Annotated in this window: 18 protein-coding genes and 1 tRNA gene; 5 read left to right on the top strand and 14 right to left on the bottom strand. The window is 54.1% G+C overall.

Features of this window, described 5'->3' with window-relative positions; genetic code table 11:
* Positions 1-76: transfer RNA gene (locus tag GEOB_RS18450), tRNA-Ala, on the top strand.
* An 89-nt stretch (positions 77-165) separates the two neighbouring features.
* Here GEOB_RS18450 and GEOB_RS20745 read toward each other — a convergent pair.
* The 11 genes from GEOB_RS20745 to GEOB_RS19890 form a co-directional block, all read right to left on the bottom strand.
* Entirely contained in the window at positions 166-330 is a 165-nt protein-coding gene (locus GEOB_RS20745) for a CcdB family protein (RefSeq protein ID WP_407638390.1), read from the bottom strand.
* Positions 331-579: 249 nt separating this feature from the next.
* A complete protein-coding gene (locus GEOB_RS18445) occupies positions 580-1728 on the bottom strand; it encodes a sensor histidine kinase (protein WP_083767181.1) in 1149 nt (382 codons plus the stop codon).
* 152 nt (positions 1729-1880) lie between these two features.
* A complete protein-coding gene (locus tag GEOB_RS18440; RefSeq protein ID WP_012648764.1) occupies positions 1881-2279 on the bottom strand; it encodes a response regulator in 399 nt (132 codons plus the stop codon).
* A 205-nt stretch (positions 2280-2484) separates the two neighbouring features.
* Positions 2485-3573: a protein-glutamate methylesterase/protein-glutamine glutaminase gene (locus tag GEOB_RS18435; RefSeq protein ID WP_012648763.1), complete on the bottom strand. Its 1089-nt coding sequence runs from the start codon at positions 3571-3573 to the stop codon at positions 2485-2487.
* Positions 3574-3580: 7 nt separating this feature from the next.
* Entirely contained in the window at positions 3581-4465 is an 885-nt protein-coding gene (locus GEOB_RS18430; protein WP_012648762.1) for a CheR family methyltransferase, read from the bottom strand.
* 17 nt (positions 4466-4482) lie between these two features.
* Positions 4483-6207 carry a methyl-accepting chemotaxis protein gene (locus GEOB_RS18425; RefSeq protein WP_012648761.1) on the bottom strand — a complete coding sequence of 575 codons (1725 nt, stop codon included), beginning with the start codon at positions 6205-6207 and terminating at the stop codon, positions 4483-4485.
* On the bottom strand, positions 6186-6740 hold the full coding sequence (locus GEOB_RS18420) for a chemotaxis protein CheW (RefSeq protein WP_012648760.1): 555 nt from the start codon (positions 6738-6740) through the stop codon (positions 6186-6188). Before GEOB_RS18420 ends, GEOB_RS18425 begins: the two co-directional genes overlap by 22 nt.
* On the bottom strand, positions 6730-8820 hold the full coding sequence (locus GEOB_RS18415; RefSeq protein ID WP_012648759.1) for a chemotaxis protein CheW: 2091 nt from the start codon (positions 8818-8820) through the stop codon (positions 6730-6732). Before GEOB_RS18415 ends, GEOB_RS18420 begins: the two co-directional genes overlap by 11 nt.
* A complete protein-coding gene (locus GEOB_RS18410; RefSeq protein WP_012648758.1) occupies positions 8817-9161 on the bottom strand; it encodes an STAS domain-containing protein in 345 nt (114 codons plus the stop codon). Before GEOB_RS18410 ends, GEOB_RS18415 begins: the two co-directional genes overlap by 4 nt.
* A 257-nt stretch (positions 9162-9418) precedes the next feature.
* Complete coding sequence (locus tag GEOB_RS18405) at positions 9419-10837, bottom strand: sigma-54-dependent transcriptional regulator (RefSeq protein ID WP_012648757.1); 1419 nt, start codon at positions 10835-10837, stop codon at positions 9419-9421.
* Positions 10838-10850: 13 nt separating this feature from the next.
* Positions 10851-12932, bottom strand: a complete 2082-nt coding sequence (locus tag GEOB_RS19890; RefSeq protein WP_012648756.1) for an ATP-binding protein — start codon at positions 12930-12932, stop codon at positions 10851-10853.
* Between the two features lie 339 nt (positions 12933-13271).
* Here GEOB_RS19890 and GEOB_RS18395 point away from each other — a divergent pair, with 339 nt between their 5' ends.
* The 4 genes from GEOB_RS18395 to modC all read left to right on the top strand — a co-directional run bounded on the left by GEOB_RS18395 (position 13272) and on the right by modC (position 16724).
* A complete protein-coding gene (locus GEOB_RS18395) occupies positions 13272-13940 on the top strand; it encodes a TVP38/TMEM64 family protein (protein WP_012648755.1) in 669 nt (222 codons plus the stop codon).
* A gap of 276 nt (positions 13941-14216) precedes the next feature.
* Positions 14217-14948, top strand: coding sequence for a molybdate ABC transporter substrate-binding protein (gene modA, locus GEOB_RS18390; protein WP_012648754.1), 732 nt, complete (start codon positions 14217-14219; stop codon positions 14946-14948).
* Between the two features lie 33 nt (positions 14949-14981).
* Positions 14982-15665 carry a molybdate ABC transporter permease subunit gene (modB, locus tag GEOB_RS18385; protein WP_012648753.1) on the top strand — a complete coding sequence of 228 codons (684 nt, stop codon included), beginning with the start codon at positions 14982-14984 and terminating at the stop codon, positions 15663-15665.
* A gap of 3 nt (positions 15666-15668) precedes the next feature.
* The gene (gene modC / locus GEOB_RS18380) at positions 15669-16724 is read left to right on the top strand and encodes a molybdenum ABC transporter ATP-binding protein (RefSeq protein ID WP_012648752.1); all 1056 of its coding nucleotides are present in this window, start codon (positions 15669-15671) and stop codon (positions 16722-16724) included.
* Between the two features lie 86 nt (positions 16725-16810).
* Here the strand turns inward: modC and GEOB_RS18375 are convergent, their stop codons facing one another.
* The 3 genes from GEOB_RS18375 to GEOB_RS18365 form a co-directional block, all read right to left on the bottom strand.
* Positions 16811-18667 carry a cytochrome c3 family protein gene (locus GEOB_RS18375; RefSeq protein WP_012648751.1) on the bottom strand — a complete coding sequence of 619 codons (1857 nt, stop codon included), beginning with the start codon at positions 18665-18667 and terminating at the stop codon, positions 16811-16813.
* A gap of 224 nt (positions 18668-18891) precedes the next feature.
* Positions 18892-20766 carry a B12-binding domain-containing radical SAM protein gene (locus tag GEOB_RS18370; protein ID WP_012648750.1) on the bottom strand — a complete coding sequence of 625 codons (1875 nt, stop codon included), beginning with the start codon at positions 20764-20766 and terminating at the stop codon, positions 18892-18894.
* 49 nt (positions 20767-20815) lie between these two features.
* Positions 20816-21358, bottom strand: coding sequence for an MXAN_5187 C-terminal domain-containing protein (locus GEOB_RS18365; RefSeq protein ID WP_012648749.1), 543 nt, complete (start codon positions 21356-21358; stop codon positions 20816-20818).
* Positions 21359-21628 lie beyond the last annotated feature (270 nt).

Raw genomic sequence — 21628 nt, 5'->3', positions numbered from 1 at the left:
GGGGATGTAGCTCAGTTGGGAGAGCGATGCGTTCGCAACGCATAGGTCGACGGTTCGATCCCGTTCATCTCCACCAAAAATTACAAGGGGTTAGACAGTGATGTCTAGCCCCTTTTGCGTTGATTTCTGAAATTTGTATACTTGATGCGAACACACTTTGCCTCTCTATTGTAAATGTAGGGCACAACGTGTCCAACCTGCTTTCTGAGCATCGGTTCGCACTAATGGAATCATCACACGCGTCAGTAGGTGAGAGTGTAACTCGTGTTGTACGTCGAGAAGAAATGGTACTTCTTTGCGAGTATCTTCCTCAAGATTCTCATATACGATTTTCTGTTGAATGGTTACCAGGAGTCTGTCGGACTTAGGGTCGAAGCGAGAGAATGGAAAATCGAGGACGGATATTTGGAAATTTGAGAGCGAATAGTGGACCTATTTGTCGAAAATTTACGGAGATCCGGACCGATTTGCCATTTTCGCAGCCGATTCATTCTAAGTCCGACAGACTCCTAGGTCGCTGATGCTGGCTTTTTCCACAGATTGCCACTTTGCCACTTTTTCTCCGTTTCCTGACCCCTACTACAATGTGAAATAAAAGGTAGCTCCTTCCCCGACTTTTCCTTCAGCCCAGATCTCGCCACCATGGCGTTGGATGATGCGACTGACGGTGGCGAGGCCGATACCGTGGCCGGCAAACTCCCTGTCGCTGTGCAGCCGTTTGAATGGGCTGAACACGGTTTCGGCATATATATTATCGAAACCGGCCCCCTTATCCCGGATAAAGTAGCAGTTCCTCCCCTTCGATTCGGTTCTCCCCAACTCGATGAAGATCTCCTCCTTTTTGCTTGAATACTTCCAGGCATTGCCGATGAGGTTCTCCAAGGCGATTTGCAAAAAAGTGGCGTCACCGTCAACTCTTATGCCGTCTGCAATTATGCATATTACCCTATGATCGGGAGCTTTCGTTCTCAGGCTGTCGGTGATTTCCCTGGCAATCATGCTCAGATCCACCTCTCCCCGCCGCAGTTCGCACCTGGACAGCCGCGAAAAGCAGAGCAGCGAATCGATGAGTTTCTCCATCACTCGGGTGCCCTCCTGGATTCGTTTCAAGTACTCCAGGTGTTCTCCTTTCAGCAGAGGACCGCACTGTTCCCTGAGCAGCTGGCAAAACCCGCCAATAATTGTGAGAGGGCCGTTGAGGTCATGGGAGACCGTGTAGTTGAATGCCTCCAGTTCACTGTTTGCCATTTCCAGTTCCATTTTCCTTGCCATAAGGTCCGTATTCAGCATCTCTATCTGCTCTTCGAGATGTTTTCGTTCAGTAATGTCCGTTATGAAGGCAAAAATGCATGGCTCGCAGTTTATCTCGATGAGCTCGGCAGAAAAAAGTCCGGCGAAGATATTATTGTTCTTGTCCCTGAAATAGATGTCCTCATTTTTCAGCTTGCCTTTATCTATGAGTGAGCTGATTATGCGGACCCGGTCATTGTCGTCCAGCCAGATCCCGATTTCGGCGGAAGTAAAGCCGATAACCTCCTCTCGACAATAGCCGCTCCTGTCGAGAAATTCTTCATTTACCTCGATGAACCGTCCGCCCAGGGTGGTGATACACATGGCAACTGGTGCAGCATGAAAAAGCCTGGCGTAATCAATCCGGGAGGCCACGGTACTTTGCCGTTCAAACTCATTCTCTTCCTGCTCCATGTGAGACATCTTCACGTTAAGCATATGCACGGTGCTGCCCCCCCTATTGGTTCCGGCTTACCAGAGCCAGTATTTTTTCACCAATTCTTTCCGGACAAAATCTACGGTCCCTGCTTGTATGGCGGCCTTTGGGGGCAATGCGCAGAAAAGTTTCTTCAGTGCCAGCGGCTCGCCGGTTATTGCCGGACATCGGTACTACCCGATACCAGCAACTGGTGGTAGTATTCCACCGCTTCAAGGAGGGCAGTGGGATTGAAAGGCTTTGTCAGGTAATCGGTCACATATTTCTGGATCTCTTCCATCCTGCCGTCGGGTTCCCCCATTGCCGTGAGCATGAGAATGGTATTGCCCTCATACAGCCCTCTGGCGACCATCTGGCGAATGGTATCCCAGCCGTCCATCTCAGGCATCATGATGTCCATGAGCAGGACCCCTCTGAAGCCCGCTTCCAGATGATGCAGGCATTCTTCCCCTCCGGAGGCGGTAAGGACGTTGATTCTTTTGGCCCTGAACAGGATCTCGATGGATTCCCGGATATATTCGTTGTCGTCGATAATCATCACTTTATTGTTCATGTGGTTTCCTGGTCCTTGACTGTGAGGAATTCAGACACCAACGGCAGAGTGATCCAAAGGTTGTCCCATTGCCGGGTCCGGACTTTTCGCCCAGATCTTCCCATTGTGGTTGTGCACCACTTTTCTGCAGATGGTGAGGCCAAAACAGGACGTGGTCACTGTGGTCATGGGTCATTTGTTCTCAAAAAGAATGGGAGAGGGCTTCTTAAACCCTGAAATTACGCCGGCCCTGGGCTAAAAGCCAGTCAAAGAGATGGCTGGAGAGTTCGGGCAGCGGCACCACCCGGTCAACTCCTCCCCTGGCAATGGCCTCCTTGGGCATGCCGAAGACGACGCAGCTCTCCGCGTCCTGAGCAAGTGTAAAAGCACCATTGTCGTGCATCTCTTTCATGCCGGCAGCACCGTCATCTCCCATGCCGGTCATGATGATGCCGATGGCATTGCTGCCGGCGCAGTTGGCGGCGGAACGAAAAAGTACGTCCACAGAGGGGCGGTGACGGCTGACAGGAGGCGCGTCCGACAGTTCGGTGACATAATTGGCACCGCTTCTCTTGAGCAGCAGGTGCCGGTTCCCCGGAGCGATATAGGCATGTCCCGGCAACACCCGTTCACCTCCTTCCGCCTCCTTTACCGAAATTTTACACAGGCTGTCGAGCCTCCTGGCAAAGGTCCTGGTGAAGGTTTCCGGCATGTGCTGGGTGATGAGAGTGCCAGGGCAATCGGGAGGCATGGTGGTCAGATAAGCCTTCAGTGCTTCAGTGCCCCCCGTCGAAGAACCGATGACAACGACCTTTTCCGTGGTGGCAAACCTGCCATGGTGCACAGGAAGGACGACATCGGCCGAGTTTTTTGGCCCGATCGTCCTGGCGACCGTATCTCGTAATGGCCGGTGCAGGCGGCATCTTGCCGCACCACGGATCTTGTCGGCGAGTTCATCGGCATAGTCCTGGAGGCTGTTGCAGATGTCGATCTTCGGTTTGGTGACAAAATCGAAAGCCCCCAGCTCCAGGGCCTGGAGCGTAATTGCCGAATGCCGTTCAGTCAACGATGAAACCATGATCACCGGCGTCGGCCTCAGTCGCATCAGCCTTTCCAGAAAGACCAGCCCGTCCATGCGCGGCATTTCCACGTCCAGGGTAAGCACGTCTGGATTGAGCGCCTTGATCTTCTCCCTTGCCACAAGTGGATCCGGGGCGGTCCCCGCCACCTCCATGTCGGGCTGGCGGTTGATGATGTCGGAGAGCAGGCTGCGTATCAGTGCCGAATCGTCTATGATAAGAACCTTGATAGCCATGGCGGATTCAGCTCCTCAGGGCGTAAACAGTCTTGCCGCAGAGCCGGAACAGATCTGTGGCATGGTGGAAGCTTTCAGCGTGGCCGGCAAAGAACAGGCCATGGGGATTAAGGTAACGGGCCAGGTTTGTCAGCACCCGCTGTTGGGTCATCTTGTCGAAGTAAATCATGACGTTGCGGCAGAAGATGGCGTCGAATCTTTCTGACAGCCCCCAGTCCGTGCTGAGAAGGTTGAGCTGCCGGAAGGTGATCATCTGCTGCAATTCCGGTTTGACCTTGGCAAAGCCATCGTTTTCTCCTTTTCCACGGAGGAAGAAGCGTTTCATCCTCTTCGAAGAGAGCATTTGCAACTGTTCAAGGGGATAGATGCCTTTGCGCGCCCTCTTCAGAACATTGGTATCTATATCCGTGGCAAGAATGCGCACCGGAGCATTGAAACTGTTGAACTGTTCAATGGCAGTAATGGCCAGTGAATATGGCTCTTCACCGGTGGAAGATGCACAGGTCCAGATGGTAATCGGCCTGTTGAATTTGATACTTCCCAGGTGGCGGGCGAGAATGGGGAAATGATGGGCCTCGCGAAAAAAGGAGGTCATATTGGTGGTTAGTGCATTGATGAAAGCTTCCCGCTCAAGACTATTGCCGCTTTCCAGGATGCCGATATAGTCAGTGAAAGAGGAGAGCCGTCTGGTGCGCAGGCGGCGTGCCAGACGGCTGTAGACCAGGTCCTTCTTGTTTGGTGAAAGGGAGATGCCGGCGATGCTGTGAATGAGTTCGCGAAGGCGGCCGAATTCCTCGTCCTTAAGGGGAAACAGAACCGTCTCTTTACCATCCCACTTGGCCGGTGCCGGCGGTTTGCCGGCAGGTGCGGCCGCCATCCCTGTCATTTTCATTGTCTCTGTCCCGCTGTTTAAAATTCTTTCCAGTCACCATCGGCCTCTGCAGGCACAGCGCAGTCATGCCCTTCCGCTTTGGCCAGCCGCATTAGAGCAGTGGCCGGCCTGGCCTTGGCAGCCAAAGGTTTGTTCGGCAGGGAATCGATCTGGCGCACCTTCTTCTCCACCGTTACCTTTCGCAATTGCAGGTTTTCATCCAGCTTGAAGCGGCTGACCATCTGCACCAGTTGCCCTGCCTGCTCTTCCAGTGACTCTGCCGCTGCTGCAGCCTGCTCCACCAGGGCGGCGTTCTGCTGGGTAACATCGTCCATCTGGGTGATGGCGGTGTTAACCTGCTCGATACCGCTGGATTGCTCGATGGAGGCGGCAGAGATTTCAGCCATGATATCGGTGACCCTTTTTATGCTGGTGACAATCTCCTGGGTGGTGTGGCCAGCTTCCTCCACCAGTTTGCTGCCATCCTCCACCTTGCTTACCGAGTCTTCGATGAGTGACTTGATCTCCTTTGCCGCAGCAGCGCTACGCTGGGCCAGACTCCGTACCTCTGCGGCGACCACGGCGAAACCACGCCCCTGTTCACCGGCCCGGGCCGCCTCCACAGCTGCATTGAGGGCGAGGATGTTGGTCTGGAAAGCGATGCCGTCGATAACGCCGATGATGTCGGAAATCTTGCGGGAACTGTCGGAGATGGAACCCATGGTGTTAACCACTCTGGTAATGACCTCTCCCCCTTTGACCGCTACCGAGCTGGCACTGATGGCCAGTTGATTGGCCTGCTGGGCATTGTCGGCATTCTGCTTAACGGTTGAGGTCAGCTCCTCCATGCTGGAGGCGGTTTCTTCAAGTGCCGAAGCCTGTTCCTCGGTGCGCTGGGAGAGATCGGCATTGCCGGCGGAGATCTGTTCGGTGGCAGTGGCAATGGAATCGGCACCGTTGCGCACATCCTGGACGATATTGACCAGGCTGACGTTCATCTCCTTCAGGGCCAGGAGCAGCTGGCCGGTCTCATCCTGAAATTTCGGCTCCACCTTGCAGGTCAGGTCGCCATCGGCTACCAGCTGTGCTGTGCGCACTGCCTCCTGCAGGGGAGTGGTGATGATGCGGGTGATGAAGATGCCGAAGCTGATTGCCAGGATTATACCGACAACTGCCAGTATTAGGGTGAAGCGGATTGCCGCACTGGCCATGGCAGTGTTCTGCTGGGACATGGCCTTAGCATTTTTGACCTTGAACTCCACCAGCTTGTTGATGGCCGCCTGCTCAGTCATGGCCGCATGAGTCGCTTCCCCGTTATAGGCGGCGAGGGCTTCGGCATCCCTGCCGGCCATGGACAAATCGGCTATCTTACCGATAAGCGGCCTGAAGACGGTGCGGCTGTCGCTGAAATCTTTCAACAACCCCTTCTCCTCACTGCCGGTAAAGGTCTTCTCCGCCAGCTCCACGTTCCTGGTGATCTCGGCACTCAGCTCCTTGATCTGCTCACTGTATTTCTGTTTTTCCGCCCGGTCCTGCACCAGCAGTATCTTGGCCAGGTTGACCCGCACCCGCTGAAAACTGGTTGATATCTCTCCCAAGTGGGAGATGGGAATGGTCACATTTTCATAGAGCATCTGGCCATTGTCATCGGCCTTGTTGATGTTGGCAATGCCGATCCAGCCGATGATTCCGGCGATGAGGGCCAGGATGATGAAGCTTGACAGCAGTTTGGTACCGATTTTCAGATTATAGAACCATTGCATAGCTGTTCTCCTTGGGCAGTTATTGTGTCCACCGGCAATGCCGACGGTTGCATGTTTCCATTGTTCATCAACTGCATTTCCGGGCTGGACATCAACTGCTCGATGTCCACCAGGATCAGCATCTGGTCATTGATGGTGCCGAGGCCGGTGATGTGTCTGGTATCAAGACCGGAGCTGAATTCCGGAGCTGCCTTGACCTGTTCCGGAGCAAGGCTGATGACGTCAGATACCCCATCGACAACCATGCCGACCACTCTGCCGGCAACATTGATGATGATGACGACGGTGAATTCGTTGTAAACGGCGCTACCCAGGTTGAATTTGATGCGCATGTCGACGATGGGGACGATGACGCCGCGCAGATTGATGACCCCCTTGAGGAAGTCGGGTGAGTTGGCAATATGCGTTACCGCGTCATAGCCACGAATCTCCTGCACCTTGAGAATATCCATGCCATACTCTTCTTTGCCAAGGGTGAAGGTTAGATATTCTTCCCCCCTCCCGCTCTGCGTTGATCCCTGTTCATTCTGCATCCCACGCCTCCTTTGATCTGGTCCGGTGCCAGTTGCTGTTCCTTTTTCCCGGTTGCATCAGGGCTCCCACGTCAAGGATCAAGGCTACACGACCGTCGCCAAGGATAGCTGCGCCGGAAGTGCCTTCCACTTTACGATAATTTTCCTCCATGCTCTTGATTACCACCTGGAGCTCGTCCTGTAGATTGTCGACCAGCATTGCCCCCTTTTCCCCCTCTACCTCTATGATCATGAGAATGCCATGCCTGGGATCGGTAACCGCATCGGTAAGGTTGAAAATGCGGTGGAGGCGCAGGATGGGGATATATTCCCCTCTCACCTGGACCACCTCGTTGCCGTTAATGGCTTTCAGATTTTCTCCGGTGGGTTGGAGGGATTCGACAATAGCGTTGATTGGCACAATCAGACGTTCATTGCCGACACCAACGCTCAGCCCGTCCAGAATGGCGAGGGTGAGGGGGAGGCTTATGGTGACGCGGGTCCCCTTGCCCTGCTCCGACTGGATGGCAACCCGTCCTCCGAGACTCTGAACGTTTTTCAACACCACATCCATACCGACACCGCGTCCGGAGATATCGGTGACCGCCTCGGCGGTGGAGAAACCGGGGGCGAAAATGAGCTGCCAGACTTCTTCATCGGACATGGTGTCGGCAGTGGCAATGCCGCGCTCGACTGCTTTCGTCAGGATTTTTTCCCGGTTGAGGCCGGCACCGTCATCAATGACGTCGATGACGATCCTTCCCCCCACTTGGGACGCCTGCAGGATCACGCTGCCGGTGGGCCCTTTGCCGGCGGCTATGCGCAACTCAGGAACCTCCAGGGCGTGATCCAGGGCATTGCGCACCAGATGGGTGAGGGGATCGGCGATTTTCTCCACCAGACCCTTGTCCAGTTCCGTTGTCTCTCCGACCATTTTCAGTTCAACCTGCTTGCCCAGCTTGGCCGCCAGCTCCCGCACCAGCCTGGGGAAGCGGTTGAAAACGATGCTGATGGGGACAAGCCGGATGGACATGACGCTCTGCTGCAGATCCCTGGTGTTCCGTTCCAGTTGCAGCAATCCCTGATGCAGGTTTTGAAAAAGGACCGGATCCAGCTGCCTCCCCATCTGGTCGAGCATGGCCTGGGTGATCACCAGCTCTCCCACCTGGTTGATCAGCTGGTCGACCTTGGCCACGCCAACCCGGATGGAAGATTCCGCCTCCCCCCCCCGACGGCCGAAGGCTCCAGGCGCAGTTTCATCCTTGTCATAGGCCCTTCTGCCGAACGGTTGTGTCTCCGCTGCCGTCTGGGAACCACTTGCCGTCACCGGCTGCGGTTCCGGCCTGTCATTGCCAATTTCAGCGCTTTGAACCCTGCGGATGTTCAACTGATCATCATCAGCCACAAACTCGAAAACATCGCGGATTTCCATGTCGTTGCAGGTGCCGGCGAGCCATAGCTGCCAACGGGTGTGGCAATGTTCCGGATCAAGCTGCTCAACCGGCGGAGCATCAGCTATGATTGCCTGAGCCGTCAATTCTCCCAGTTCCCCCAGTTCGTCGAAGAGATAGTCAAGGCGGGCGCCACGCATGAAGAGGTCCGTGTCCGGGCTGAAGCGGAGCTCGAAGGTGCTTTGCATCTTTCCATCTTCTGTCTGGGCCTGAACTGCGGGTAAATCCCCTTTTGTCGAGGGGGAGGGAAGGGCGTCCTGTTCGGTTAGATGCCGCAGGCTGCAACAGACCTCCTCGATAAACTGCAGGTCGACCCGTTCTCCATCACGGTGACCGGCCAACTGCAGGGCGATGGCATCCTTTGCCTTCAGAAAAAGATCAACCATAGACGCGGTGAGCAGCATCTCGTGGCCCCGGATCCGGTCGAGCAGCGATTCAAGCAGGTGGGTGACCGAGGTCATATCCTCGAAGCCGAAGATGCCGGCACTTCCCTTGATAGTGTGTGCCGAGCGGAAGAGGGCATTCAGTTCCTCTTCATCCGGCCTGTTCAAATCCAGGGAAAGGAGGATACGTTCTATTTCAGCCAGATGCTCGCTACATTCCTCAAAGAAGGTCTGGCAGAATCGGGCCATGTCAATGGAGGTTTTCATTGCTCGATCGCTCCCGGATCCATGTTTTGAAAATGGTGGGTAAAGCCCAGAGCACTGATGATGCCGTGCAGGTTATCCGGCACGGCGGTAAGGCATGGCTCGATGCCGATCTTTCGCACATCGCGGACGAAGATCGCCATAAGCTGACATCCGCAGGCATCCAGCGCATCAATGCCCTCCATGCTGATCAGGATCCGCCGGCTGGCTTCGTCTGCACCTTCGTTGTCATTTTTGAGTCCGGCCAGGTACGCTGAAACCAGTGCCCACTGGCCAGCTATGCCGGCCACCGACCAGTCACCATGAAGACTGAGTGTCAGCGGCTTCTGTAACGATACGGTCATTGCAATCCTCCCTGCTGCATTTGTCAGTCTCACTTTGCAGGGGCAATGCCAAGGTCGGATCGATAAATTTAAGTGTAAAATCAATGGGTTGGCAAAAGGACAGTTTGTGGGTAGCGTGCGACGTTTGTTGCGCCTGAAAAATGGGAATTCCGGTTGAGTGTTGATTTTTAGCGGGGTGAGAGGGGAGAGACGAAGGTTACGCCTGCAACTTTTGTCGCAGGGTTTGGAGTGGGGAGGTTCTTCGTCTGGATAATATCTCAGTCTGGCGGATTTTCACCCCGGCGGCACAGGCGCTTGTTTAGAGCCTGTCTGCTGATGCCCAGGTGGGCGGCGGCGATGCCCTGATTGCCGCAAGCAGCTTTCAGGGCATGGGCGATGAGAGCTTCTTCCGCTTCCTTGAGGGTTGGCATACGCTCACCTGCTGCTCCGCTGCAGTGCTTGAAATAGTCAACGGGCTCGGGGCCATGGGGGGTATGGTCGTTGCCGATGGCTTTCCGGAAGGTTTCGAGGGAAAGCACCCCCTGTTGATGACTGGCCACGGCGTCGAAGATCAGCCCTTTCAACTCGCGGATGTTGCCCGGGAAGCTGTAAGCAGCAAGGTAGCCGTTAAGCTCGACTGGGGGAACCGGCCTGCTTTTGCCCATGGCCGCAGCCGCTTCGTCAAGAAAATGATTGACGAGCAGGGGCATATCTTCAAGCCGGTCGCGCAGCGGCGGCACCTGGATTCGGTGGGTTTTGAGCCGGTAATAGAGGTCACTACGGAAGGAATTCCCCTCCATCATCTGCTTCAGGTCGCGGTTGGTGGCGACGACAATTCTGGAATCGCTTTTCTTCGCATTGTCGGAGCCGAGAGGATAATACTCCCTTTCCTGCAGAAGACGCAGCAGCTTGATCTGGGACGGCAGTTGCAAGTCGCCGATCTCATCGAGGAAAAGGGTGCCCCCTGCCGCCTTTGTCACCAGGCCTTCGCGCGCCTGGTCAGCCCCTGTAAATGCCCCCCTGGTGTGGCCAAAGAGGGTGTCCGAGAAAGCCTGGTCATCCAGACCGGCCACGTTAACGGCTATGAACTGGCCTTTGCGGTGGCTGGCATCATGGAGCGCGCGTACGACCATCTCCTTGCCAACCCCGGTTTCTCCCGTCACCAGTACCGGCTGATCACTTGCCGCCACTGCCTCCATATAGCGGAAGATGCGTCTCATGGCCGGGTTTCGCGTGATGATAGAGGCAAATACCTCTTCCCGGTCCAGTCGATCCGAGAAAAAATGCCTTGTCAGCAGGGAGACCTCGTCGCGCAGGGAATGCAGCTCGAGAGCTCTGTTGACACTGGCCAGCAGCCGGCTTTTCTCGGCAGGTTTGACAAAATAGTCGAAGGCTCCGGTTTTCATGCATTCCACCGCCAGCTCGATTTGATTGGCCGCGCTCATGATGATGACCGGGATCTGCGGAAAACGGTCTTTGATCTCCTTGAGCAGCTCGAAACCACCGAGGAACGGCATATAGAGGTCGAGAACAATCAGGGCGACGCTCCTTTCCTCAAGCAGGGGCAGCACCTTGCGGCTGTCGCTCAGGGTGGTCACCTCGCTGAAACCGGCCCCCCTGAACATGACGCTGTGGATGAAGAGCATCTCCTCCTCGTCATCGACAAGAAGAATTGGAAATTTCCCCGGGACTGTCATTGTAACCTCGCCGTCAAATCTGATAATCTGCTGCCATTTTACAGTCGCCGTCGGTAGCAGTCGGTAATACAGCGCCGGCTGCCGCCGGGAGCCGGAACGTTGCGGTGGTGCCCCCATCGGGGATGGAATCGAACAGCAGGTAGCCCCCGTGCTCCTTGACGATGGTGTCGGTAATGGAAAGTCCGAGACCGGTGCCCCCCTCGTCAAGCCTGGTGGAAAAGAAGGGCTCCGTAAGCCGTTCGAGCACCTCCGGCGCCATCCCTTTCCCTTCGTCTTTCACTGTAACCGTGATGAAGCCGGACTGCTCATCAAAGGCCGAGGACACAGAAACAGCTCCGGACTTATCGGCAAGGGACTGCAGTGAGTTCATCACCAGGTTGATAATCACCTGCTCTATCTGCTGCGATCTTCCTCTGGCAGGGGGAAGATTTTCCCCGAGACAGAGCGAAAAGTGATTGGTGTGCTTGTGTATGTGATGGATGAGAATGGAAACACCATCACCGATTGCCTTGTTGATATCGAATGGCGTCGCGACCGCCCCTTTTTGTTCCCGATAGAAGCCTTTCAGGTTAGCGATGATGGCGCTGATCCGGCGTGAACCTTCGGTAAGCCCGGAGCAAAGCCTCGGTATCACCTGCTGCATCTCGGCAAAGGGTAATCCTCCGAGGTATATCTCTCCGTACTCCTCCCCATGGCGCCGCAAGACGGGAATGGCATCGTTCCAGGCCTCGGACAGAAGGGTCGCATTTGCCAAGATATAGCTGTTAGGATTATTGATCTCATGGGCAATGCCCGCCGTGAGAACTCCCAGTGCGGTCATCCTGTTGGCATGAATCAGCTTCCCCTGGGTCTCCTGCATCTCCTTTTTCAGGCGGATACTTTCGCCGATGTCGCGGAAGGAGCAATAGACAAACTGGTCGCTGTCGATTTTTATCAGTTTGCAGCGGATGGAAACCGTGATGTTCATGCCGTCCTTGGGCATGACTGTCGCTTTGTCCAGCTGAACACTGCCAGCATGGTCGGAATTGGCAAGGAGATCTGCCAGCCTTGCCAGATCATCGGCGTCAAGAATTGCAGACAACTCAAGGAATATCAATCCGTTGTCATCGTAACCGAACATCTTGCCAGCTGCCGGATTTGCATCCACAACCCGGAACGTCTCCGGCGACAAAAGGAGAATGGCATCCCAGTTCTGGGAAAAAAGCTGGTGGAATCGCTCTCCCATGTCGCGCACTTTCTCCTCGACACGTTTACGATCAGTTATATCGAGCATGATGCCGACCAGCCCTTCCGGTATCCCTTCAGTATTGGTGAATAATGCTTTATAAAAGACCACGTCACGATAACTGCCATCGGCATAGGGGGTTCTTGACTCGTAAACCTGTATCCCCTGCCGTTTTGCCAGTTCCAGGTCTGAGGTGTGGTAAATGTCCGCCAGTGCTTTGGGTGCAATGTCATAGACGGTTTTGCCTATGATCTGGATGCGGGGCATGCCGATAAAGGCTGCAAACGAGGCGTTGCAGCCAAGATACCTGCCGGTCATGTCCTTATAAAACACAGGCGCCGGCATGGTGTCCATCAGCACCTGCAGGAAGCGGAGCTGTTCCTGAATGGTTTTCTTCTTCATATTCAGTTCAGACAGCATTTTGTTTAACGCCCCGGCAAGGGACCCTAACTCGTCACCGGCTTCAATCTCCACCGGTTTCTGTTCATCCTCCGCGGCAACCTTTTTCACGTGGCTGGTGAACCGGTGTAATGGTGCCGTCAGCATGCCCATCAAAAGCCAAACCATGACAATGGACAGTAAAAGAACGGTTGGAACTGCAAGCAGCATGAGCTCCGGCGTAACCTGTTCAGCCACAGCGACGATTTCTGTCTGGAAATTCGTATTCTTGCCGTCGATCCCATCGGCCATGGAGGAGGCCAGAGCACTTTGCTGCCCGTAGATGAATGGTTTGAGATGGTGCTCGAAATAGATTCCCGAATATGCACCTATTGACATGAACAGAACGACAAAAGCAGAAGTTGTCAGGACTATCTTGGTTTTGAGACTCACTCTTATATCGGCTGTTCCCCTTGAATTTTTACCCGGCAACTATCCTCTCCTCTGACCTTTCCTGTTTGCACCTGACAATGTATATGAAAGTTCTGCAGGCAACAAGACCTGCTAAGACCTCATCTGCCCAATATGTCCAGAATAGCTGCCAGGATTGCCAATTACAAGCTGATGGAGAAGATTTCCCTTCAGTTCCTGTAAATTGAGCGCACCTGTTATCCCCCTTGCAGATTAGCGCATATTTAAATTATCGGGACAGGTCACCCAAAATTTAGATTTTTCAGTGGTTGTTCTGTTCTTCGACTTTCATCCGGCAGATATTTTAGCTATACTGGCACCTCTGTACCACATTCGGATCATTGTCTAAGGGACCAACGAGTGAAAAAAATATTATTCCCACTGCTGCTGCTCTTAATTCTTCTTTTTTTCTGGTTCGATCTGGACCGCTTCCTGACCATCGAGGCACTGAAAGCCAACCATGCCAGTCTTGTTTCCTACTATGAACACCATAAAATTTCCGCTGCCATAGTCTTCATTGCCATCTATGTTCTGCAGACCGCGCTCTCCCTGCCGGGGGCGGCGATACTTTCCCTTGCTGCCGGAGCGATCTTCGGGGTGATGATGGGCGCCATCTACGCCAATATCGCTGCCACCAGCGGGGCAACTCTGGCATTCCTAGTCAGCCGGTATCTACTTCATAATGTGGTGCAGAAGCGGTTCGGCACCAGGCTGGAAGCCATGAACAGCGAACTTGAGCAGCGGGGCTTCGGCTACCTGCTGTTCCTTCGCCTGGTGCCGGTTTTCCCTTTCTTTCTCATCAATCTCGCCGCCGGCCTGACCCGCCTGAAATTGCGCACTTTTTTCTTTGCCACCCTGGTGGGAATTATTCCCGGCAGCTTGGTTTTCTGCAACGCCGGGGCTAGTCTTGCCAGTATAGAGTCACCGGAACAGGTGCTTTCGCCGCGGGTACTTGCCTCCTTTGCCCTGCTGGGTTCGTTTGCGCTCATTCCCGCTGTTTATGGGAAATGGAAGAGGAAGCGACCTTGAATAAACACGGCGGGACTGGCGCCAGCAGTATCAAGGGTTTTTGCCGCTTTATTAGGCATCTGCCATTGCCGTTGTACAGGATGGGGTATCCCTTCAGATTGGTACCTTGTCGGCAGAGGTGTCCACACGCCTGTTGTACGGGGACTACAGAAATCGGAATCTTGTGAGAAGGCAAGGGGACCGGGTAAATCGAAAAGGCATAGTAGCTGCATCACTTTCGCCGTGATGGCCGGCTGAAATAAATCACTGCTGCTTTTCAGCAGAAAGGAGCCGACAATGAAGCGGCTGATCATACTTTTTGTGCTGCTGTGGGCAACATCTGCTTCTGCAGGGCAAGTTTACCTGTCTGTTGCCGCCAGCCTGAAGGAAGTCGTCAACGAACTTTCCGGCAGCTTCAGCAGAAACAACAGGAATATTACCCTGTATAAGAATGCAGGTGCCTCCGGGACTCTTGCCAGGCAAATTGAAAATGGTGCGCCTGCAGACCTCTTTATTTCTGCAGACAGCCACTGGATGGACTACCTTGTCGGCAAAGGGCTTATGGCGACCGCCAGTGTTGTCACTTTTGCTGGCAATGAGCTCGTTTTCGCCGGCAAGACCGACAAGCGGATCAAATCACTGAAGGACATTGCCTTGCTGCAAAAGATCGGCATCGGCAATCCCAAAAGTGTACCTGTCGGCGAGTACGCCATGGCCGCCCTCAGATCCGCCAATATGGAAAAAGGTGTTGCAAAAAGACTGGTCATGGCGAAAGATGTGCGGGAATGCCTTCTCTACCTGGAGCGAGGCGAAGTGGACGGCGGGTTTGTGTACATGACTGAGGCCTTGCAGGCAAAACGGGCAAAGGTTCTTTTTACCGTGCCGGCTGATCTTTATCCGAAAATTGTCTACAGGATGGGACTGACTGGCACCGGCAGCAAGAATCCTGAGGCCGTATCTTTCTATAATTATCTGAAAGGTGCGGAGGCACAGGCAGTCTTGCTCAAGAAAGGTTTCACGTTAAGATAGCAATTACGCAACAGCTGTGACGAGAGACATGGGATGACATCACTTACTCCACCAGATTATGAGGCTATCTACCTGTCGACAAAGGTAGCGCTGGCCGCCACGGCACTTTCTCTGCCCTTCGGCATTGGCTTCGCCTATGTCATGAGCTTTACCGCCTTCAGGGGGAAGCTGCTGCTGGAGGTCCTGGTCAATCTCCCCCTGACCTTGCCCCCGGTGGTGATCGGTTATTTGCTGCTGTTGGTGCTGGGCAAGAACGGCTGGATCGGATCTTTCCTTGATCAGCTGGGAATAAGGATAATATTTACCTGGAAAGCGGCTGTAATTGCCTCGGCAGTTGTCGGCTTCCCCCTGCTGGTCCGTGCGGTGCGCCTGAGCATGGAGCATATCGATTATCAGCTCATTCAGGCATCCCGCACCCTTGGGGCGAGCAGGCACGATACCTTTCTCACCATCATTCTGCCCCTTTCGCTGCCTGGAGTGGTTGCCGGCTCACTGCTGATGTTTGCCCGCAGCCTTGGCGAATTCGGCGCCACTATCATCGTCGCCGGCAACATCCCCGGAGTCACCCAGACAATTCCCCTTGCCATTTATGATTATGCAAGCTCCCCGGCCAGTGAGGCTATGGCCATATCCCTTTGTGTCATCTCCATCCTCATGTCGGCGGTTGTGCTCCTCTTACATGAATTCATCAGCATCAAGCTGGCCAAGAGGGGGTGAAGCATGGAATTGTCCGTGCAGGCAAAAAAGAATTTTGCAGGCTTTACCCTTGAGGCCGATTTCACCGTCTCCGGCGACCGGATCGGCATTTTCGGCCAATCGGGAGGGGGCAAGTCCACCCTGGCTTCTCTCATTGCCGGCTTGCATAGTCCCGATGCGGGTGAAATATGCCTCGATGGCCATTGCCTTTACAGCAGTCGAAGGGGAATATGTGTACCGCCCGAAAAAAGGCGGATTGCAGTCGTTTTCCAGCAGCCATGCCTCTTCCCCCACCTGGATGTCAGGTCCAATCTGCTCTACGGTTTCAAGCGCTGTGCCCCCGAGCATCGAACCATCGACTTTGCTGTTCTGACGGAAGTCCTCATGCTTGACGGCCTGCTGGAGCGGGGTGTGAACAATCTCTCGGGGGGCGAAAAACAGCGGGTGGCCCTGGGAAGGGCGGTTTTGGCCAATCCCGCACTGCTGCTCATGGACGAACCCCTCTCTGCCCTGGACGATGGGCTCAAATTTCAGATCATTCCTTACCTGAAAAGTGTCAGCGTCGAGTTCGGCATTCCCTATCTTTTCATCTCCCATTCGCTGATAGAAATGAGGCTGATGGTGGATCAGGTCCTGCCCGTTGAACGGGGCAGGATCCTTGAGCGCACGACCCCCGATGAGTTGGCCAGAGCACGTATGGGCTACAGCCAGGTGGGATACATCAATCTGCTCAGGCTTGAAGACCCACGGCAGGCCGGCGGCATCCATGCCTACCGGTGGGGAGAAACGGAGCTTTTCGTTTCCGCAGGGAGTGTTGAGTCTGCGTCCTTATTCGAACTCTCATCCAAAGACATCATCATCTTCAAGAAGCATCCGGAAGCCATTAGTGCCAGGAACCTGCTGAAATGTCTGGTCGTCAAGACTTTTTCTTCGGGGAATACGGTGGGGGTTGAGCTCGCCTGCGGGTCGGGACGCCTGGTATCCGAAGTTGTAGCCGAAGCGGCCGAGGAACTGGGGATTGTGCCGGGATGCGAGGTGTTTGCTGCAATCAAGGCTGCTTCTTTCAGAAAGCTGGAGTAGACGGCATGTTCGATCATTAGGTACAGAAAAAAAGAGGGCTGCCATTTCGGCAGCCCTCTTTTTTTCTTGTTTCTTTCAATGGAATCCTAGTGGGATCCCCCGGCAAGGAAGGCGAACAGCATGAGAACGACAAGGGTAAGCCCGGTAATTACGGCTGTGAAGCCGAAGGCCTTGACGATGAAATCATAGGCGATCCCGCTGGTGCGCTTGGCCCTGAACTTCTCGGTGATTCCCTGCTCCTCGTAACGTTTCCACTGGTCCCCACGTTCCTCAAGGAACTCATGCTTGGGCAACTGTCCGTTGAAGATGACGAAGTCCATGGGGAACTTCTCCGGCCGGCCATGGGTGTTGAAGAAGTGGACGGTGAAGATGAACCCGGTGGCCAGCAGTGCTTCGTCGGAATGGACGATGGTTGCCACGTTGAAAGCCCAGCCTGGCAGGAAATAGCCGAATATCTCCGGGAACCACAGCATCAGGCCCGAACCGCCGATGGCAAACATACCCCAGAAGACGGCGATGAAGTCGAATTTTTCCCAGTATGTCCAGCGTTCGAACGTCGGCTTCGGTCCCCGGAACAGGAACCAGCGGACCATGCCGGTGACGTCCTTGATATCCCTGAAGTTGGGCATCAATGAGTCGGGTCCGAACATCCTCTGCAGGAAGTTGCCCTTCAAGTCCTTGCGGATGAAGAGGAAATGGATGCTAAGGGCAATAGCGCTGGCGAAATAGACAAAGGTAATGCCTGCACAGATCCTGTGGATAAAGCCGGCTTTGGCCGATCCACCTATAAGCTCCATGAACATCTTGGCCCAGACCTGGTCGCTGAACTTGAGCGGCAGGCCGGTCAGCGAAAGACCGAGGAAGCTGATGATCACCAGGAGGTGGAGGAAAATGTGCCGTCTCTGGAAGCGACGGTAAACGGCATGTCCATCGGCTACGACATGTCCGACGTGACCTTCCATGAGGGCCTGTGCCTTTTCCCTGTTCTCCACAAAGCCGCGGAACATCCAGAGCAGCGAGTGGAGCCAGAATACGGCAAAGGTGCCCACCAGCAGGCCGGTCATGGCAATGAAGGTGTAAAAGAGGATGGGATATTTCTCCCGGTCGGTGTGCTCGCCATGGGCATAGAACTTGGTAAAGAGCGCTGTAGCATTTTTATGGCACTGGGCGCAGGTTACTACCAGGTTCTGCGGGTTGACGCTTGAATTGGCGTCTTTGGCAGGAAGCACCATATGAGCAGTATGGCAGTCTGCACAGCCGGCGACCTTCTCAGGGAAACCGAGCCGGTAGTTCTTGCCATGGTAGCTTTCCATGTAAGTCTTTACAGCGACGTTGAAGACGCCGTTACGTTCCATCATCTTCTCGTCGCTATGGCACTTCATGCACACTTTGGTGTGGAATTCGCGGTTGGTGTGGGATTTGGGATCTCCCAGGGGCTTGATGTCATGGAGGTTGTGGCAGTCGTTGCAGGCTGCAGAATCCTGGTTGCCTGCTGCAACGGCCTTGCCGTGAACGGATTGCTGGAAGACAGCCTGTTTTTCATGACACTGTATGCACTTCGCGACAACAATGCGTTTGTCCTTCTTCCAGTAAGTATGGGTGTGGATGTCGGTGTGGCAGTCGGCACATTTCACATCGTTCTGGACGTGGACGCTGTTGTAATGTTCTGCATTCTCCTTTTTGTGGCAACGCTCGCAATGGACCTTGGCGATCTTGGTCTCGCCCCGCATATGCCTGGCAAGATCGGTGATCTCCACGTGACAGCTGGTACAAGCATTTTTACCATGGACTGACGCAGCAAAGGCGGCAGCGGAAATCTTGTTACTGTGGCAGCCAAGGCAGGTGGCCGGGTCAATGGCCATCCCCTGCTCGGCAGCAGTCGGCCCGACAAAAGCCAAAAGCAGCAACAGGGCAGGAAGCAATCTGGTTACGATCTGAAACATGAAAACAACCTCCATACGACAAAGTAAGCGTCTTAGAACGCGAATAGCCTGCTGTGTTCAATTAATGAGGTTTTGCTAAGTTAAATAGGCTGATGGCAAGGCACTCATAGCAAATGACCGGATACTAATATGGGGAAGATTAAAAAGCAACAGGAAAAAAGTATACAATATACACAACTATTGCTCATGTGTTCCTGCCGGAAAGGCTTCTGGGAATTAACGCCTCATTTCCCACTGATTGTCACAATACCCTCTGCTGCCGCGAACTCGAGAAAGGAGCTTGCTTCCTCAGCCGCAAGTCCGATATCTGTCAGGATTTCGCCGGCGGGCTTTCCGCAACCAAGGCGTTGCAGTAGCAGGTAATAAGGCTCAATCAGTGACTCGGTGAAAACGTCGTCCGCCCGTGGGTATATGACGGCGAAGGACCCGCTGGGCTTGAAACAGCCGGCAAATTCACGCAGGTCGATTTCCCCTGCCTCCAGAATATCGATTATCTCGAAATTGAATCTGGCAAGAATAGCGGAGGAGGAAAGGGTGAGCGGCTCGCGGAGCAGATCGGTGTGCTCCAGTTCCCTGTCGGTGGGGAGGTCGGGCAGAGGAGAAAGAAGAGCTGATGCATAGTAGTAGTGAAAATCCACCAGGTCATGAACCAGCGGGATCAGTTGAGCTCTTTTTTTCCCGGTGAAAAGATATTGCAGGAACCGGCGTTGCATCTGCAGGATCTGCCCGTCACTCAATTGATCTTCACCGGTCACCGTAATTTTTTGTTCGCTAAGCCAAAGCATGAAAGATTCCAGCAAGGCAGCCGGTCTGAGATGAAGAGACTGAAGCACCGAGTTGAACCAGGCTACCGCTTTCCCCCTGCTGTAGAAAATATCGCAGGCGGCGGCCAGTCTTCGGGCAATCTCCATATCTGCCGCGGAAAAGGTCGGAGATGAGGCAACTGTGTAGGGCGCGGATCTTTGCCAGGCAAGCCCAAGTTCCTCAGCCCGCTCGGCCAGACGGGTTCCGGGCAGTACCGCGAGGGGGAAGATATCCAGGTGATTGGGATATAGGGACAGGGCAAAATCAAGACTTTGCCTGAAGCCGGCCAAGCTGTCGCCGGGTAGCCCGTAGATCAGATCGAAGCCGAAGATTGCTCCGACATTGTTCAGCATGCCGATCTTGATGCTGAAGTCCTGCCGGTTGAATACTCTTCCCACGTTACGCAGTACAAGCGGGTCCGCGCTTTGCAGCCCTATCTGCAGAGAGCAGGTGATTTCAGCGAACAGTCTCGCCAGTTCCGCATCAATAAACTCACTTCTCACCTCGAAGTGGAAATGGATGTGGGGTGCCACCTTTTTGATCAGGCGCAGTATTTTTTTTGCCCGCTTCATATCCTGATTGAAGGTGGAATCAAGAACGAAGACCTGGGCAACCTTCCTCTTGACAAGGAAATTCAGCTCTTGCGTTATCCTCTCAAGGGAGAAATGCCTAACGCCGACGCCCCCTTTGTGGTCGAAGCAGAATTCGCAGGCAAAGTTGCAGCCACGGGAGAGTTCCCATAATACCCCATCCCCTTCGCTTGGAACGAGGACCCCCGATAAATATGGTGAAGGTAGTTGATCCAGGTCCGGCTCAGGGTGCCGGGGAAAGGACTGGAAGCCTTCTTGCTGCGCACGGGCAAGGCCTTCGATTCCGGCAAGTGAGCTGCCCTGGGTCATCCGTGACATGACATCGACGAATGTGGATTCTCCTTCTCCGACGACGATAAAATCAAGCGTGGAAGAGGCAAGTAATCTCTCCGTATCGGCAGTAGCCTCGGGTCCCCCGGCAAAAAGCGTCAATCGTGGCATCAGCTGCCGTAGCGCAGAGACGATACCGAGGCACTCGTTGCGATTCCAGACGTACATGGAGAATCCTACCGCGTCAGGGTCCAGCTTGAGGATGTCTTCGATGAATTGTTCTTGGGGTGTACCGATAAACGTAGCGGTGAGGGATACGGAAATCTTGCCAGAGAGTCCTTTCTCACGGTCCAGGGCTGCCTTCAGACAGGCAGCGGCAAGAGGGACCGCCTGGGGGGATGGAAAGGGGTGGATGGAGGCCAGGACTACATGCACAGGAAGCTCCGATGCATAACGGTATCAGGTGGAATGGGAATTTCGATCATCACTGCTTGGGCCGGGCTTTTATTTTTGGCTTGCCGTCCTCGATGACGACCTTGAATTCAACACTGTTGCAGTTATACTTTGAAGAAATCAGGGGCTTCTGTTTTTCGATGGCCGCGGAGATCATGTCGGGGGTGATGCTGCTTGTCGGCAGATTACAGGCCTTGCGTGCTTCCACAAATTCCCTGTACAGTTCGTTTACCTTGGTGTCGCCCTTCGCTTCACGGGGCTGTTTCTTGTCCGGATGTTCAGAGTGCATAGCCATTTTGAAGCGGTCACGGGAGTACTTTCCTTCCTCTATCAGGCGGTTGATCCTGGTCCATTTCTGTTTGTGGGTGTTAAAGGACGCAACCAGGGAATTATACCTGAACTTGAGCATCGTGTTGGAGATGTTGGTGTTGGCGTATTTTCGGCAGGCTCTTTCGACAGTGTCCAGAAGTTTCAGGGGTTCACGTTTTTCCAGACCAAGGAAAAATTGTTCATACTTTGTAACCAGATCATGCAGGCTCTGTTCGAAAAATAACAGATCTTCAGGTATCCCCATGTTCCCTCCGAAGCTTAAATATAACTGCAAGATATTGATTCTGTAAAGGGAAAACCAAGAGTATCCGGACATCGATTCACGGGGGATACTGTTCTTATGACAAGTCATCCCTTCCCAGTTAGTTTCCATCCGGAAAGGGTTCTTTTCTGCCCTGGCGGCGTCAATCTGCGGGCTTACTTGTGCGACGTACCGATGTATGTCTCCGCGCAAGCCCTTGATTTCCTTGCCAGAACAAAAAATCCCCTCTTTCCGAATCGGAAACCACTTAGT

The organism is Geotalea daltonii FRC-32 (assembly GCF_000022265.1).
Classification (GTDB): domain Bacteria; phylum Desulfobacterota; class Desulfuromonadia; order Geobacterales; family Geobacteraceae; genus Geotalea; species Geotalea daltonii.
The sequence above is the reverse complement of the archived record's forward strand: the minus strand, read 5'-3'. Positions and strand labels throughout refer to the sequence as shown.